Annotated in this window: 13 protein-coding genes; 9 read left to right on the plus strand and 4 right to left on the minus strand. The window is 70.8% G+C overall.

Annotation, left to right across the window (positions count from 1 at the left end; all coding sequences use genetic code 11):
* The first annotated feature begins 112 nt into the window (after nucleotides 1-112).
* The 6 genes from ACFY01_RS43440 to ACFY01_RS43465 all read left to right on the plus strand — a co-directional run bounded on the left by ACFY01_RS43440 (nucleotide 113) and on the right by ACFY01_RS43465 (nucleotide 6640).
* A complete protein-coding gene (locus ACFY01_RS43440) occupies nucleotides 113-1822 on the plus strand; it encodes an ABC transporter ATP-binding protein (RefSeq protein WP_390741333.1) in 1710 nt (569 codons plus the stop codon).
* Nucleotides 1819-2934 carry an ABC transporter permease gene (locus ACFY01_RS43445; RefSeq protein ID WP_390741302.1) on the plus strand — a complete coding sequence of 372 codons (1116 nt, stop codon included), beginning with the start codon at nucleotides 1819-1821 and terminating at the stop codon, nucleotides 2932-2934. The genes ACFY01_RS43440 and ACFY01_RS43445 overlap by 4 nt, the downstream gene beginning before the upstream one ends.
* Nucleotides 2934-4196, plus strand: coding sequence for an ABC transporter permease (locus tag ACFY01_RS43450; RefSeq protein ID WP_390741303.1), 1263 nt, complete (start codon nucleotides 2934-2936; stop codon nucleotides 4194-4196). Before ACFY01_RS43445 ends, ACFY01_RS43450 begins: the two co-directional genes overlap by 1 nt.
* Nucleotides 4193-4606, plus strand: coding sequence for a cytidine deaminase (locus tag ACFY01_RS43455; protein ID WP_390741304.1), 414 nt, complete (start codon nucleotides 4193-4195; stop codon nucleotides 4604-4606). Before ACFY01_RS43450 ends, ACFY01_RS43455 begins: the two co-directional genes overlap by 4 nt.
* A 69-nt stretch (nucleotides 4607-4675) precedes the next feature.
* Nucleotides 4676-5959, plus strand: coding sequence for a thymidine phosphorylase (locus tag ACFY01_RS43460; protein ID WP_390741305.1), 1284 nt, complete (start codon nucleotides 4676-4678; stop codon nucleotides 5957-5959).
* Between the two features lie 96 nt (nucleotides 5960-6055).
* Nucleotides 6056-6640: a Uma2 family endonuclease gene (locus ACFY01_RS43465; RefSeq protein WP_390741306.1), complete on the plus strand. Its 585-nt coding sequence runs from the start codon at nucleotides 6056-6058 to the stop codon at nucleotides 6638-6640.
* A 4-nt stretch (nucleotides 6641-6644) separates the two neighbouring features.
* Here the strand turns inward: ACFY01_RS43465 and ACFY01_RS43470 are convergent, their stop codons facing one another.
* Entirely contained in the window at nucleotides 6645-7565 is a 921-nt protein-coding gene (locus ACFY01_RS43470) for an AEC family transporter (RefSeq protein WP_390741307.1), read from the minus strand.
* 89 nt (nucleotides 7566-7654) lie between these two features.
* Here ACFY01_RS43470 and ACFY01_RS43475 point away from each other — a divergent pair, with 89 nt between their 5' ends.
* Nucleotides 7655-8041, plus strand: coding sequence for an STAS domain-containing protein (locus ACFY01_RS43475; protein ID WP_390741334.1), 387 nt, complete (start codon nucleotides 7655-7657; stop codon nucleotides 8039-8041).
* Here the strand turns inward: ACFY01_RS43475 and ACFY01_RS43480 are convergent.
* Nucleotides 7925-8941 (minus strand): sigma-70 family RNA polymerase sigma factor, encoded by a 1017-nt coding sequence (locus ACFY01_RS43480; RefSeq protein WP_390741308.1) that lies wholly within the window; start codon nucleotides 8939-8941, stop codon nucleotides 7925-7927. The genes ACFY01_RS43475 and ACFY01_RS43480 overlap by 117 nt on opposite strands.
* Nucleotides 8942-9258: 317 nt before the next feature.
* Nucleotides 9259-10536: an MFS transporter gene (locus tag ACFY01_RS43485; RefSeq protein WP_390741309.1), complete on the minus strand. Its 1278-nt coding sequence runs from the start codon at nucleotides 10534-10536 to the stop codon at nucleotides 9259-9261.
* A gap of 63 nt (nucleotides 10537-10599) precedes the next feature.
* On the opposite strand from ACFY01_RS43485, the gene ACFY01_RS43490 reads away from it, so the two are divergent.
* Nucleotides 10600-11550, plus strand: coding sequence for a LysR family transcriptional regulator (locus ACFY01_RS43490; protein WP_390741310.1), 951 nt, complete (start codon nucleotides 10600-10602; stop codon nucleotides 11548-11550).
* A gap of 31 nt (nucleotides 11551-11581) precedes the next feature.
* Here the strand turns inward: ACFY01_RS43490 and ACFY01_RS43495 are convergent, their stop codons facing one another.
* The gene (locus tag ACFY01_RS43495) at nucleotides 11582-12346 is read right to left on the minus strand and encodes an alpha/beta hydrolase family protein (protein ID WP_390741311.1); all 765 of its coding nucleotides are present in this window, start codon (nucleotides 12344-12346) and stop codon (nucleotides 11582-11584) included.
* Nucleotides 12347-12459: 113 nt separating this feature from the next.
* Here ACFY01_RS43495 and ACFY01_RS43500 point away from each other — a divergent pair, with 113 nt between their 5' ends.
* On the plus strand, nucleotides 12460-13671 hold the full coding sequence (locus ACFY01_RS43500) for an adenosine deaminase (protein WP_390741312.1): 1212 nt from the start codon (nucleotides 12460-12462) through the stop codon (nucleotides 13669-13671).
* Nucleotides 13672-13796 lie beyond the last annotated feature (125 nt).

The raw sequence follows: 13796 nt of genomic DNA on the forward strand, positions 1-13796 counted from the left end.
CGGAACGGATCGGGTACTTGAGCACCTTGGACAAGACCGGTCAGGTCCGGGCACTATTTAAAGCAGGGGCGCTACGCGCGTAGAGCGGCCCCTTTCCCAAGGAGAGTGCGCCATCGACGCGTCCAGCAGCCCTCCGCTCACCGCCCAGTCGACAGTCGCGGTAGAGCTCGCGGGCATCACCAAGCGATTCCCCGGTGTTGTCGCCAACCACGACATCCACCTCACGGTCCGCAAGGGCACCGTGCACGCCCTGGTCGGCGAGAACGGTGCCGGCAAGTCAACCCTGATGAAGATCCTCTACGGCATGCAGAAGCCGGACGAGGGCACCATCGCGATCGACGGCGACCAGGTGAGCTTCTCCAGCCCCGCCGAAGCCATCGCCCGCGGCATCGGCATGGTCCACCAGCACTTCATGCTGGCCGACAACCTGACCGTGCTGGAGAACGTGGTACTCGGCAGCGAGAAGCTGTACGGCATCGGCGGCGGCGCCCGCAAGAAGATCAAGGAGATCTCCGACCGCTACGGCCTCGGTGTCCGCCCCGACGTCCTCGTGGAGGATCTCGGCGTCGCCGACCGCCAGCGGGTGGAGATCCTCAAGGTCCTCTTCCGCGGTGCCACGACCCTGATCCTCGACGAGCCGACCGCCGTGCTCGTCCCGCAGGAGGTCGAAGCGCTCTTCGCCAACCTGCGCGAGCTGAAGTCGGAGGGCCTCTCCGTCATCTTCATCTCGCACAAGCTCGGCGAGGTGCTCTCCGTCGCCGACGACATCACCGTCATCCGGCGCGGTACGACCGTGGGCACGGCGATCCCCTCCGAGACCACCCCGCGCCAGCTCGCCGAGATGATGGTCGGCAGCGAGCTGCCCACCCCGGAGACCACCGAGTCCACCGTCACCGACAAGGTCGTCCTGGAGGTGCAGAACCTCACCGTCTACGCCAGCGGCGGCGCCTCCCTCGGTGAGCTCGGAGCCCTTGCCGAGACCGCGAACGCGGCCGCGAGCGGCGGCTCGCCGGGCGGCTCGCTCACCGAGTTCGCCCCCACCGGCGAGGCCAAGCGCGTCCTCGACGACGTCACCTTCAGCATCCGCGCCGGTGAGGTCATGGGCATCGCCGGCGTCGAGGGCAACGGCCAGACCGAGCTGATCGACGCGCTCATCGGCACCAAGCACGCCGACTCCGGCCGGATCGTCTTCCTGGACGAGGACATCACCCCCTGGCCCACCCGCAAGCGCCGCGAGCAGGGCGTCGGCTACATCCCCGAGGACCGCCACCGCCAGGGCCTGCTCCTGGAGTCCCCCCTCTGGGAGAACCGCATCCTCGGCCACGTCACCGAGAAGCCCAACGCCAAGGGCTTCTGGCTGGACCCCAAGGGGGCCCAGGCCGACACCCGCCGGATCGTCGAGGAGTACGACGTCCGCACCCCGGGCATCGACGTCACCGCGGCCTCCCTCTCCGGCGGCAACCAGCAGAAGCTGATCGTCGGCCGCGAGATGAGCCACAACCCGAGGTTCCTGATCGCCGCCCACCCCACCCGCGGTGTGGACGTCGGCGCCCAGGCGCAGATCTGGGACCGTATCCGGGAGGCCCGCCGCGAGGGCCTGGCCGTGCTGCTGATCTCCGCCGACCTGGACGAGCTGATCGGCCTGTCCGACACACTGCGCGTGATCTACAACGGCAGGCTGGTCGCGGACGCCGACCCCGCCACCATCACGCCGGAGGAACTGGGCTCGGCGATGACGGGCGCCGCGTCCGGCCACCTCGAGCACGTAGAGAACGCCACAGAAGACGAGACAGACGCCGGTCCGGAGGACGAGGCCCGATGAAGAAGTTCGACAAGGAGCGGGTGCTCCTCGCGGTGGCCGGCCCCGTCATCGCGCTCCTCCTGGCGATCGCGCTGACCTCGGTCGTCCTGCTCGCCTCGGGCAAGAACCCGTTCGAGCCGTACGCGCTGATGCTGCAGCAGCTGCCGTACTCGGACATCCAGGTCCTGATCATCAACCAGGCCTCGCTGTACTACATCGCCGCCATCGCGGTCGCCCTCGGCTTCCGCATGAACCTGTTCAACATCGGCGTCGACGGTCAGTACCGCCTCGCCGCGGTGATGACGGCCGTGGTCGGCGCCCACGTCGCCCTGCCGAGCTTCCTGCAGATCCCGCTGCTGCTCCTGGTCGCCATGTGCACCGGCGCCTTCTGGGCCGGCATCGCGGGCGTACTGAAGGTCACCCGGGGCGTCAGCGAGGTCGTCGCGACGATCATGCTGAACGCCATCGCCACCAGCGTCATCGGCTACGTCATGCTCGCCGACGTGTGGGGCGTGCAGGTCGGCAACAACGCCACGACCGGCATCATGAAGAAGTCCGGCTGGTTCCCGGGCATCAACCTGGGCTCGGACGTCGGCGAGATCTACGGCCTGGTCTTCCTCGCCGTCCTCCTCGGTGTCGGCTACTGGCTCGTTCTCAACCGCACCCGCTTCGGCTTCGACCTGCGCGCCACCGGCGCCTCCGAGACGGCCGCCGCGGCCTCCGGCGTCGACGCCAAGCGGATGGTGCTGATCTCCATGCTGATCTCCGGCGCCATCGCGGGCCTGTCCGGCCTGCCGCTGCTGCTCGGCGCCTCCCACACCTACAGCCTTGACTTCCCGGCGGGCCTCGGCTTCACGGCCATCGGCATCGCCCTGCTCGGCCGCAACAACCCCGGCGGCATCGCGTTCGCCGCCCTGCTGTGGGCCTTCCTCGACAAGGCATCGCCCGCCCTCGACTACGCGACCCCGGAGGCCTACCCGAAGGAGATCGCCACGATCATGCAGGGCCTGATCGTCTTCGCGGTCGTCATCTCCTACGAGTTCGTCCGTCAGTGGGGTCTGCGCCGCCAGCAGAGCCGGGTCGGCGCCGAACTGGCCGCTGCCCAGAACACCAAGAAGGAGGTGGCGGCCTGATGAGCACCGCGACCGTAGCGAAGGCGCAGGCGCAGCAGCCCGGCAAGCGCAGCCGCCGTATGTCCCTCCCGGTACTCCTGCTCGTCATCGCGGGTGTGCTGGTACTGACCTCGATCGTCCGCCTCATCACCGGCGCGGACGGCATCACCTCGACCGGCCAGATGTCCACCGCGCTGCGCCTGGCCGTGCCGATCGGACTCGCGGGTCTCGGTGGCCTGTGGGCGGAACGGTCCGGCGTCGTCAACATCGGGCTCGAGGGCATGATGATCCTCGGCACCTGGTTCGGCGCCTGGGCCGGCTACCAGTGGGGCCCTTGGGTGGGCGTGGTCTTCGGCATCATCGGCGGTGCCCTCGGCGCCGTCCTGCACGCCATCGCCACCGTCACCTTCAACGTCAACCACATCGTCTCCGGTGTGGCCCTGAACATCCTGGCCCTCGGCGCCACCCGCTACCTGTCGAAGTTCACCTTCGAGAACGCCCCGCAGGGCTCCTCCAAGCAGTCCCCGCCGATCGACTCCCTCGGCGACTTCAGCATCCCGGGCCTGTCGGACTGGCTGAACACCCTCAACGAGAAGCACTGGTTCCTGGTCTCGGACATCGCCGGCCTGATCGGCGGTCTGGTCACCGACCTGTCGCCGCTCACCGTCATCGCGGTGGCGCTGGTTCCGCTGACCTGGTGGGTGCTGTGGCGCACGGCGTTCGGCCTGCGTCTGCGCTCCTGCGGTGAGAACCCGGTGGCGGCGGAATCCCTCGGCGTCAACGTCTACAAGTACAAGTACATCGCCGTCATCATCAGCGGTGGCTTCGCCGGGCTCGGCGGCGCGTTCCTGTCGATCGTCGCCTCGAACGTGTACCTCGACGGCCAGACCGCCGGCCGCGGCTACATCGGTCTCGCCGCGATGATCTTCGGCAACTGGATGCCGGGCGGCCTCGCCCTCGGCGCCGGCCTGTTCGGCTACACCGACAGCCTCAACCTGCGTGGCGGCACGGTGAACGTCCACGCGCTGATCCTGCTGCTGGCGATCCTGCTGGTGATCGGCGCGGCGTACCTCGCCTGGAGGAAGAAGCACGTCCCCGCGGTCGTCACCGTGGTGATCGCGGCCCTGATGTTCCTCTGGTACGCCTCCACGGACGACGTCCCGCGCCAGCTGGTGACGGCCACCCCGTACATCGTCACGCTGCTCGTCCTGTCGCTGTCCGCGCAGAAGCTGCGCATGCCGAAGGCGGACGGCCTGCCGTACCGGAAGGGGCAGGGCAAGTGACCCCGGCCCCGGCCGCTGCCGCCGGTTTCGACTGGGAGGCGCTGCGGACCGAGGCGCGGGAGGCCATGGCCCACGCCTACGCCCCCTACTCCGGCTACCCGGTCGGCGTCGCGGCCCTGGTCGACGACGGGCGCACGGTCACCGGCTGCAACGTCGAGAACGCCTCCTACGGGCTGGGCCTGTGCGCCGAGTGCGGACTGGTCTCGCAGCTCCAGCGCACGGGCGGTGGCCGTCTCACGCACTTCACCTGCGTGGACGGCACCGGCGCCCTGCTGGTGCCGTGCGGCCGCTGCCGCCAGCTGCTGTACGAGTTCGGCGGGCCGGACCTGCTCCTGGACACCCCCGAGGGCGTGCTCCCGCTCTCCGAGATGCTGCCCCAGGCCTTCGGGCCGGAGCACCTCACCAAGTAAGTCCCGTACGGCCCCTCTGACACGCGTTCAGGGGGGCCGTGCACCTTCGCAACCCCGGAAGGGAAACCCATGGCCATGGACGCCATCTCCGTCATCCGCACCAAGCGGGACCGCGGTGAGCTCAGCGACGAGCAGATCGACTGGGTCATCGACGCGTACACGCGCGGCGAGGTCGCCGACGAGCAGATGTCCGCGCTCGCGATGGCCATCCTTCTCAACGGCATGAACCGCCGGGAGATCGCCCGCTGGACCGCCGCGATGATCGCCTCCGGCGAGCGCATGGACTTCTCCTCGCTGTCCCGCCCGACCGCCGACAAGCACTCCACGGGCGGCGTCGGCGACAAGATCACCCTGCCCCTGGCCCCGCTGGTCGCCGCCTGCGGCGCGGCGGTCCCGCAGCTCTCCGGCCGCGGCCTCGGCCACACCGGCGGCACCCTCGACAAGCTGGAGTCGATCCCCGGCTGGCGCGCCCTGCTCTCCAACGAGGAGATGCTGCACGTCCTGGACACCACCGGCGCGGTGATCTGCGCGGCGGGCGACGGCCTGGCCCCGGCCGACAAGAAGCTGTACGCGCTCCGTGACGTCACCGGCACGGTCGAGGCGATCCCGCTGATCGCCTCGTCGATCATGTCGAAGAAGATCGCGGAGGGCACGGGCTCGCTGGTCCTGGACGTGAAGGTCGGCTCGGGTGCCTTCATGAAGACCATCGAGGACGCCCGCGAACTGGCCTCCACGATGGTCGGCCTCGGCACGGACCACGGCGTGAAGACGGTCGCGCTGCTCACGGACATGTCCACCCCGCTGGGCCTGACGGCGGGCAACGCCCTCGAGGTCCGCGAGTCGGTCGAGGTCCTCGCGGGCGGCGGCCCCGCGGACGTCGTCGAGCTCACCATCGCCCTGGCCCGCGAGATGCTCGACGCGGCCGGCGTGAAGGACGCCGACCCGGCGAAGGCCCTGGCCGACGGCTCGGCGATGGACGTCTGGCGGCGCATGATCGCGGCCCAGGGCGGCGACCCGGACGCCCCGCTGCCCACCGCGAGGGAGCAGCACGTGGTGAAGGCCCCGGCCTCCGGTGTCCTCACCCGCCTCGACGCCTACGGCATCGGTGTCGCCGCCTGGCGCCTCGGCGCGGGCCGTGCCCGCAAGGAGGACCCGGTGCAGGCTGGCGCCGGCGTGGAGATCCACGCCAAGCCCGGCGAGCCGGTCCGCGAGGGTGAGCCCCTGCTCACCCTCCACACCGACACCCCCGAGCGCTTCGAGTACGCGCTGCAGTCGGTGGAGGGCTCCTTCGACATCGCGCCCGAGGGCACGGGGTTCTCGGCGTCGCCGGTGGTGCTGGAGCGTATCGCCTGACCAGGCGATTTATCGTTCGGGTGAACGGGATCGGTGGACCCCCACCGGTCCCGTTCGGCATGCTGGGATCGGTGACGCACCGATAGGAGAACCGCCATGAGCGCACTCACCGTGAGCCAGGACCCCGAGCAGAGCTGGGACGACCTCGTCCGGTTCTGGGAGGAGATGGAATGGCCCGAGGGCAGCAAGGTGGAGATCATCGAGGGGATCATCACCGTGTCACCTGCTCCCGCGTTCCGCCACAACGTGATCGCGGCTCGCATCCAGCGTCGCCTCTACTCAGTGATCCCCGAGGACTGGGAAGTCTTCCAGACACTCGCGATCTCCGTGCCGTCGCGGCTGGGCATGCTCATCCCGGACCTCCTGGTCAACCCCGTGCAGGAACACCCGGAATCGGACTCCCATATTCCGGCAGCCCTGGCCGAACTCGTCGTCGAGGTCACCTCCAAGTCCAACGCCCGCCAGGACCGCGTCAGCAAGCCCGCGGCCTACGCCACCGCGGGCATTCCGCTCTATCTCCTCGTCGACCGTTGGGCTCCCGACGGCCCCACCGCCACGCTCTACGGAGAACCGAAGGGCGACGTCTACCGTCCGCTGAGCACGGCCAAATTCGGTGAAGCGCTCAAGATTCCCGCCCCCTTCGACCTCGTGATCGACACCAGCGAGTTCCCGGTCGACTGACCCCTCAGCCCAGCACCGCCGCCACTCCCACCAGCACCGGCACCGACACCACCGTCGACAACAGGATCGACTCCCGGGCCAGGCCCTCGGCCACCCGGTAGCGGCTCGCGTAGGTGAACAGGTTCTGCGCGGCCGGCAGGGCCGACGTCACCACCACGTCCAGCAACGGCGCGCCGTGCAGTCCGAGGACGCCCCCCGCCAGCGCCCAGGCGACCGCCGGCTGACCGACCGACTTGAGCGCCACCGACAGCAGGACCGGGTTGCGGTCCCGTCCCCGGCCGGGGGCCGCGCTGCCGTGCAGGGACATGCCGAAGGCCAGCAGGGCCGCGGGCACGGACATGTTGCCGATCAGGGTGAGCGGATCCATGACCGGGCCGGGGACCCTCCAGCCCGCCGCCGACACCAGCACTCCGGAAAGCGAGCCCACCGCTATGGGGTTGCGCAGCGGGGTCAGCAGGCGCCGCCACACCGTGCCCTTCTCGCCCATGCCGGAGAGGTCCAGCACCGTGAGGGCGACCGGGGTGACCAGGACGACCTGGAACAGCAGCACCGGCGCCACCAGGGACGCGTCGCCCAGGACGTACGCGGCGATCGGGATGCCTAGGTTGCCCGAGTTGACGTAGCCCGAACACAGGGCCCCGATCGTGGTGCGGCCCACGCCCCAGCGGCGCAGCACCCCGACCGCGACGAAGACGCCCGAGGCCGCGGCCGTGCTCAGGGCCGTCACGAGCAGGCGGCTGGAGAACAGCACCGCGAGGTCGGCCTTGGCCAGGGTGGTGAACAGGAGCGCCGGCCCCGCCACGGTGAACGCCAGACCGGTCAGCACCTCGCGGCCCTGATCGCCGAGCGAGCCGCGCCGCCCGAGCACATAGCCCACCCCGATGACGACCGCGATCACCGCGAACCCGCTCAGCACCCCCTGCACAGGCCCCACCCTCCGGGGGAGCGGGGGAGCGGGTCAATGTGATCTTCGCCGGGCAGGGGCGGGGCCGGTTCCGGAAGGCGGGCACCGCGATGAGTTACCGCCGTCCCGCCGGTCTACCGTACGTGGACGCGAAGACACCCCCCGTGCTCGTACTGGCCGGCCCCGTCACCCGGGACGAGGTGCCGGGGCTGTGCGACGACGTACGGGCACTGCTGCGAGGAACCGGAGCCGGAGTCGTCGTCTGCGACGTGGCCGGGCTGGGGCCCCCCGGGCTCGGCACCGTCGACCTGCTCGCCCGCCTCGAATTGGCCGCGCGCCGCGCCGGGGGCCGCATACGCCTGCGGGACCCCACCCCCGCGCTACACGCCCTGCTCGACCTCGTCGGGCTCCGCTTCCAGGTGGAGGGGCAGGCCGAAGAGCGGGAACCAGCGCTTGGTGTCGAGGAAGAAGTGGAACCCGGTCAGCCGGCCGTCTGATATCTCCAGGATCTGGACGGACCAGGGGGTGTAGCCGCCCGCCTCCGGGTCCGGCTTGTACTGGGCGAAGCCCGGCAGGCCGTTGACCTGCACCGGCAGCAGCCGGGAGCCCGCGCAGGCCGCGCCCAGGGTCGTCATGAAGCCGGTGATGTCGTCGTGGCCGGTCAGCCACAGGTCGAACGGCGGCATCGTCATGACGGCGTCCTCGTGGAGCAGCGCCGTCAGCGCGGTCATGTCGTAGCCCTCGAACGCCTTCACATAGCGCTCCAGGAGCTTCTGCTGCTCCTCGTCCAGCGGGTCGGACACCGCCGCCGCGGCGGCCTTGTCGTCCCGCTCCGCGAGCGTCGCCCGCGCCCGCTGGAGCGCGCTGTTGACCGAGGCGACCGTGGTGCCGAGCAGCTCGGCGACCTCGCTCGCCTTCCAGGCCAGGACCTCGCGCAGGATCAGCACGGCCCGCTGCTTGGGCGGCAGCTGCTGAAGCGCGGCCATGAACGCGAGCCGTACCGACTCCTTGGCGACGGCGGCCTCCGCCGGGTCCTCGACCGTCGGCAGCACCCGGGCGTCCGGCATCGGCTCCAGCCAGGTGTGGTCGGGGCGGGGGGAGAGGGCCGCCTGGGCGAGCGGCGTCGACTCCGTGAGATCCATCGGCCGGGCGCGCTTGTTGCCCGCGGACAACATGTCCAGGCAGACGTTCGTCGCGATCCGGTACAGCCAGGAGCGCAGGCTGGAGCGGCCCTCGAACTTGTCGCGGCTCCGCCAGGCGCGGACCAGGGTGTCCTGCACCGCGTCCTCCGCCTCGAAGGCGGAACCCAGCATCCGGTAGCAGTACCCCGTCAGCTCGGTGCGGTGCTTCTCCAGTGCGACGTCGAGATCCACCGTCGCCGTGCCGCTGTCACCCATCGTCCACCCCTGGCCGTCCCTGTCGCGCGCCTTCGCGCCCAGCACCTCGGAAGCTACCGCAGCCCACTGACAATGGCCCCCGGAGCGCACGAAAGCGCAGGTCGGTGATGGTGGGCTGGGGCGGGCCGGTCATCTCGTCCGCCGCCACCGCGGCCCGTCCGACGACGGCCGCGAAGGCCGCCGCGTCAGCAGCCTGAACCGTGCCCGTCGCCATGGCGCGTCGGTCCCGGAGAGCGTCCCGGGGCCGACGACCCGGAACTCCGTACGGCAATCCCCTGCTCGGCCCGGGCGAGCAGGGGATGTGCGGACCCGAGGACTCAGTGCGCGCCCACCGGCTCCCGACGGGTCGCCACCCGGGCCGCGCGGGAGCCGAGCAGGGTGATCGTCACGACGCCGAGGACCGCGAGGACGCCGACGCCGACCGTGCCGGCCCAGCCGCTCGCGTGGAAGGCCGTCGCGCCCAGCGTGCTGCCGACGCTGGAGCCGACGTAGTAGGAGGACTGGTAGAGCGCCGAGGCCTGGGCCCGGCCGGTCGTCGCCGTCTTGCTGACCGCCGAGGACGCGACCGCGTGGCCCGCGAAGAAGCCCGCGGTGATCAGGACCAGGCCCAGCAGGACCAGCGGGAGCGAGGCCGCGAGGGACAGCAGCAGGCCCGTCGCCGTGGTGCCGCCGGCCAGGTACAGCGCGCCGCGCCGGCCCAGGCGGCCGACCAGCCGGCCCGCCGTCGACGCCGAGACCGTACCGACCAGGTACACCAGGAAGATCGAGCCGATGATGCCCTGCGGCAGTCCGAACGGCGCCTCCGTCAGGCGGTAGCCGATCACCGTGTACACGCCGCCGAAGACCGTCATGAACAGCGCGCCGATCGCGTACAGGCGGCGCAGCAGCGGGTCGGCGAGGTGGTCGCGGACCGTGCGGGCCAGCACACGCGGGCGCAGCGAGCCCGGGGAGAAGTGCCGGGGGGCCGGCAGCAGCAGGCGGAACGCCACCGCGCAGGCGACGGCGATCGCCCCGACCACGCCGACGGCGATCCGCCAGCCCCACTCCTGGGCCACCCAGCCGGTGATCACGCGGCCGCTCATGCCGCCGACGCTGTTGCCCGCGACGAACAGTCCGATGGCCGTGACCAGTGCCTTGGGCCGGACCTCCTCGGCGAGGTACGCCTGCGCGGAGGCGGGCACTCCGGCCACGGCCGCGCCCTGGAGCGCCCGCAGCACCACCAGCACGCCCAGCGACGGCGCGAAGGGCACCAGCATCCCGACGGTCACCGCCACCGCGAGCGAGGCCGTCATCACCGTACGGCGGCCGAAGCGTTCGGACAGCGCGCTCATCGGCAGTACGAACAGCGCGAGACCGCCGGTCGCCGCCGCCACCGTCCAGCTCGCCTCGCTCGCCGCCACCCCGAACTCGCCGGAGATCAGCGGCAGCAGGGCCTGGGTGGAGTACAGCAGCGCGAAGGTCGCGACACCGGCCAGGAAGAGCGCGAGGCTCATCCGGCGGTAGCCGGGCCCGCCCGGGGCCATGCGGGAATCGGGGGAGGGGAGGGACGTTGCGGCGCCCATGACGGTGGACGCCCCGGTATCGGCGGGAGACATGCCTCGAACCTACGGACGGTCCCGCTCATCCGTCCAATGCATGGAATCGCCATAATCGTTCCCATGGTGCATCAGCCGAGGTCACAAGAGCGTCTGTCACAGTCCAGTGACACAGAAGACATCGTCACAACACTCGCGCCCCGCCTGGCGTACTTCGCCGGCGTGGCCCGCACCGAGCACGTCACCCGTGCCGCCCAGGAGATGAACGTCCCGCAGTCCACGCTCTCCCGGGCCATGGCCCGCCTGGAGCAGGACCTGGGCGTCGACCTGTTCGCACGCCGCGGCCGCACCGTCGCCCTCACCCCCGCCGGCCGTACCTTCCTCACCTCCGTGGAAAGGGCCCTCGCCGACATCGGGCGGGCCGCCGACGAGGTGCGCGCCGACGCCGACCCGACGACCGGCAAGGTCGCCTTCGGCTTCCTGCACACCATGGGCGCGGAGACGGTCCCCGGCCTCCTCCAGGCCTTCCGCGCCGACCACCCCCGCGTCCGCTTCAGCCTCGTGCAGAACTACGGCGAGGCGATGCTGGAGCGCCTGCGCGCCGGTGAACTGGACCTCTGCCTGACCTCCCCGGTGCCCGACGCCCCGGACCTGGTCGCCCGCCGCCTGGACGAGCAGAAGCTCCGCCTGGTCGTCCCCGCCGACCATCCCCTGGCCGCCCGCAGGCGCGTCCGGCTCGCCGAGGCGGCCGACGAAACCTTCGTCACCCTGGAGCCCGGCTACGGCCTGCGCCGCATCACCGACGACCTCTGCAAGGAGGCGGGCTTCAAGCCCCGCATCGCCTTCGAGGGCGAGGAGGCGGAGACCCTGCGCGGCCTGGTGGCGGCGGGGCTGGGCGTGGCCCTCCTGCCGCCACCGGTGTTCCCGCGCCCGGGAGTCGTGGAGCTGACGGTCACGGCACCTCGAGCGGCACGGGAGATCGGCGTCGCCTGGCTGGAAGGCCATCCCGACACGCCCCCGGTGGCCGCGTTCAAGAAGTTCCTGCTCTCCAGGAGGGGCAGCCTGCTCCCCTAGGGCCCGCGGATCTCCCGCCCCGCGGACTCCCCTACAGGCTGCGGAGCGACCGCCCGAACCCCGCGGCCAACGGCATCCGCAGCCCGATCGGCGGCGGCGCGGCCAGCGCGTCCTCCAGGGGGCGTGCGAAGGAGTGCCCGAACAGCGAGCCCATCGTGAAGTCGGAGACCAGCGCCTGCACTTCACTCCGGTACTGGTGCAGCCCGTGTCCGTCCGAGTGCACCTCGAACCGGCACACGTCCCGGTTGGCCTTCTTCGCCCGGCCTGCCAGCCGGAACGACAGCTCCGGGTCGCTGCGCTCGTCGTTCGTGCCGTGCACGATCAGGACCCGCCGTCCCACCAGTTGCTTCACCGGTTCGGGAGGAGCGGCCACGTCGTCCTCGGGCAGCCAGGGGGCGACCGCCACGACGGAGTTGACGGCCTCGTGCCCGCCCGCGCGGAGCGCCGCCCGTCCGCCCATGCCGACGCCCACCAGGCAGACGGGGACGTCGCCGTAGCGCCGTACGACCTCGTCCGCCGCCCAGGACGCGTCGCCCGCCAGATGCGCCTCGCTGCCGTTCCAGCCGCGATAGCGGTAGTGGACGACATGGGTGGCGAGCCCCTCCTCCTGGCCCGCGCGCGCGAGCCGGCGTCCGAGGGCGCGGACGAAGGCTGTCGCCCAGACGGGGGACGGCCGTCGGGCGGATACCTCCTCGCCGCCGGGCAGCAGCAGGACCGCGCCGCTCACCGACGTCGGTTCCGGGCCGACTGCCCTGCCCAGCCGGGCCGTTCGGGCCGGCGTCACATCCTGTGCCATGACAGAACAGTGTCAGAAGTGCCGGTGTACGCCACCCGTCCGTGCGGTCACCGTTACGTATCGACGAATTCGTACACCCGGCGATCTACGCGCGTAGGAGTTAGAGTGCGAAAATGACGAGCCAGACTGCACCGAGTCAGACGGCATCGACAGCCGGCGTCCCGACGCCGGACCAGATCCGCCGGGCGCCCAAGGTCCTGCTGCACGATCATCTCGACGGAGGCCTCCGCCCCGGGACCGTCGTCGAACTCGCCCGCCAGACGGTCCCCCACAGCACTGAAGGCGTGGGAGGTGCCCCCATCGACCAACTCCCGGAGACCGACCCCGACAAGCTCGGCACCTGGTTCGCCGAGGCCGCCGACTCCGGATCCCTGGAGCGGTACCTGGAGACCTTCTCGCACACCGTCGGCGTGATGCAGACCCGCGACGCGCTGGTCCGGGTGGCCCGCGAGTGCGCCGAGGACCTGGCCGAGGACGGCGTGGTGTACGCCGAGGTCCGCTACGCGCCCGAGCAGCACCTGGAGGGCGGACTCAGCCTCGAAGAGGTCGTCGAGGCCGTCAACGAGGGCTTCCGGCAGGGCGAGGTGATCGCCCGCCGGAACGGTCACCGCATCCGGGTCGGCGCCCTGCTCACCGCCATGCGGCACGCCGCCCGTGCCCTGGAGATCGCCGAACTCGCCAACCGCTACCGCGACCTGGGTGTCGTCGGTTTCGACATCGCGGGCGCCGAGGCCGGATACCCGCCCACCCGGCACCTGGACGCCTTTGAATTCCTGAAGCGGGAGAACAACCACTTCACCATCCACGCCGGCGAGGCCTTCGGGCTGCCGTCCATCTGGCAGGCGCTCCAGTGGTGCGGCGCCGACCGGCTCGGGCACGGGGTGCGGATCATCGACGACATCCAGGTCCACGAGGACGGTTCGGTGAAGCTCGGACGGCTGGCCTCCTACGTCCGGGACAAGCGCATCCCGCTGGAGCTGTGCCCGAGTTCCAACCTCCAGACCGGGGCCGCCGCGTCCTATGCCGAGCACCCGATCGGGCTGCTCCGCCGCCTGCATTTCCGGGCCACGGTCAATACCGACAATCGTCTGATGTCCCACACCAGCATGAGCCGGGAATTCGAGCACCTCGTCGACGCGTTCGGTTACACGCTCGACGACATGCAATGGTTCTCCGTCAATGCGATGAAGTCGGCGTTCATCCCTTTCGATGAACGACTGGCCATGATCAATGACGTCGTCAAGCCCGGATATGCGGAGCTGAAATCCGAATGGCTGTTCCGCCAGACGGCGTCCACCAGCGGTTCTTTGGATTCCGGGAGCTGACGGGGGTCGTTGGGTCGCACGGAATGCGGACGGGGATTCACAAACCGTCCGCATTTCGATGTTTGCGGGGCTGGCCTGGGGTGTTTACGGTCGTGGCCCGCTGAGTCCTCGTCATCCATGTCATC

The sequence above is a fragment of the Streptomyces sp. NPDC001480 genome (genome assembly GCF_042894725.1).
GTDB lineage: Bacteria > Actinomycetota > Actinomycetes > Streptomycetales > Streptomycetaceae > Streptomyces.

Coding starts and splice junctions, on each gene's coding strand:
- ACFY01_RS43495 (WP_390741311.1), bottom strand. CDS start 12,346: ATGGCACAGGATGTGACGCCGGCCCGAACGGCCCGGCTGGGCAGGGCA.
- ACFY01_RS43465 (WP_390741306.1), top strand. CDS start 6,056: ATGAGCGCACTCACCGTGAGCCAGGACCCCGAGCAGAGCTGGGACGAC.
- ACFY01_RS43500 (WP_390741312.1), top strand. CDS start 12,460: ATGACGAGCCAGACTGCACCGAGTCAGACGGCATCGACAGCCGGCGTC.
- ACFY01_RS43485 (WP_390741309.1), bottom strand. CDS start 10,536: ATGTCTCCCGCCGATACCGGGGCGTCCACCGTCATGGGCGCCGCAACG.
- ACFY01_RS43460 (WP_390741305.1), top strand. CDS start 4,676: ATGGCCATGGACGCCATCTCCGTCATCCGCACCAAGCGGGACCGCGGT.
- ACFY01_RS43450 (WP_390741303.1), top strand. CDS start 2,934: ATGAGCACCGCGACCGTAGCGAAGGCGCAGGCGCAGCAGCCCGGCAAG.
- ACFY01_RS43475 (WP_390741334.1), top strand. CDS start 7,655: ATGAGTTACCGCCGTCCCGCCGGTCTACCGTACGTGGACGCGAAGACA.
- ACFY01_RS43445 (WP_390741302.1), top strand. CDS start 1,819: ATGAAGAAGTTCGACAAGGAGCGGGTGCTCCTCGCGGTGGCCGGCCCC.
- ACFY01_RS43480 (WP_390741308.1), bottom strand. CDS start 8,941: ATGGGTGACAGCGGCACGGCGACGGTGGATCTCGACGTCGCACTGGAG.
- ACFY01_RS43490 (WP_390741310.1), top strand. CDS start 10,600: ATGGTGCATCAGCCGAGGTCACAAGAGCGTCTGTCACAGTCCAGTGAC.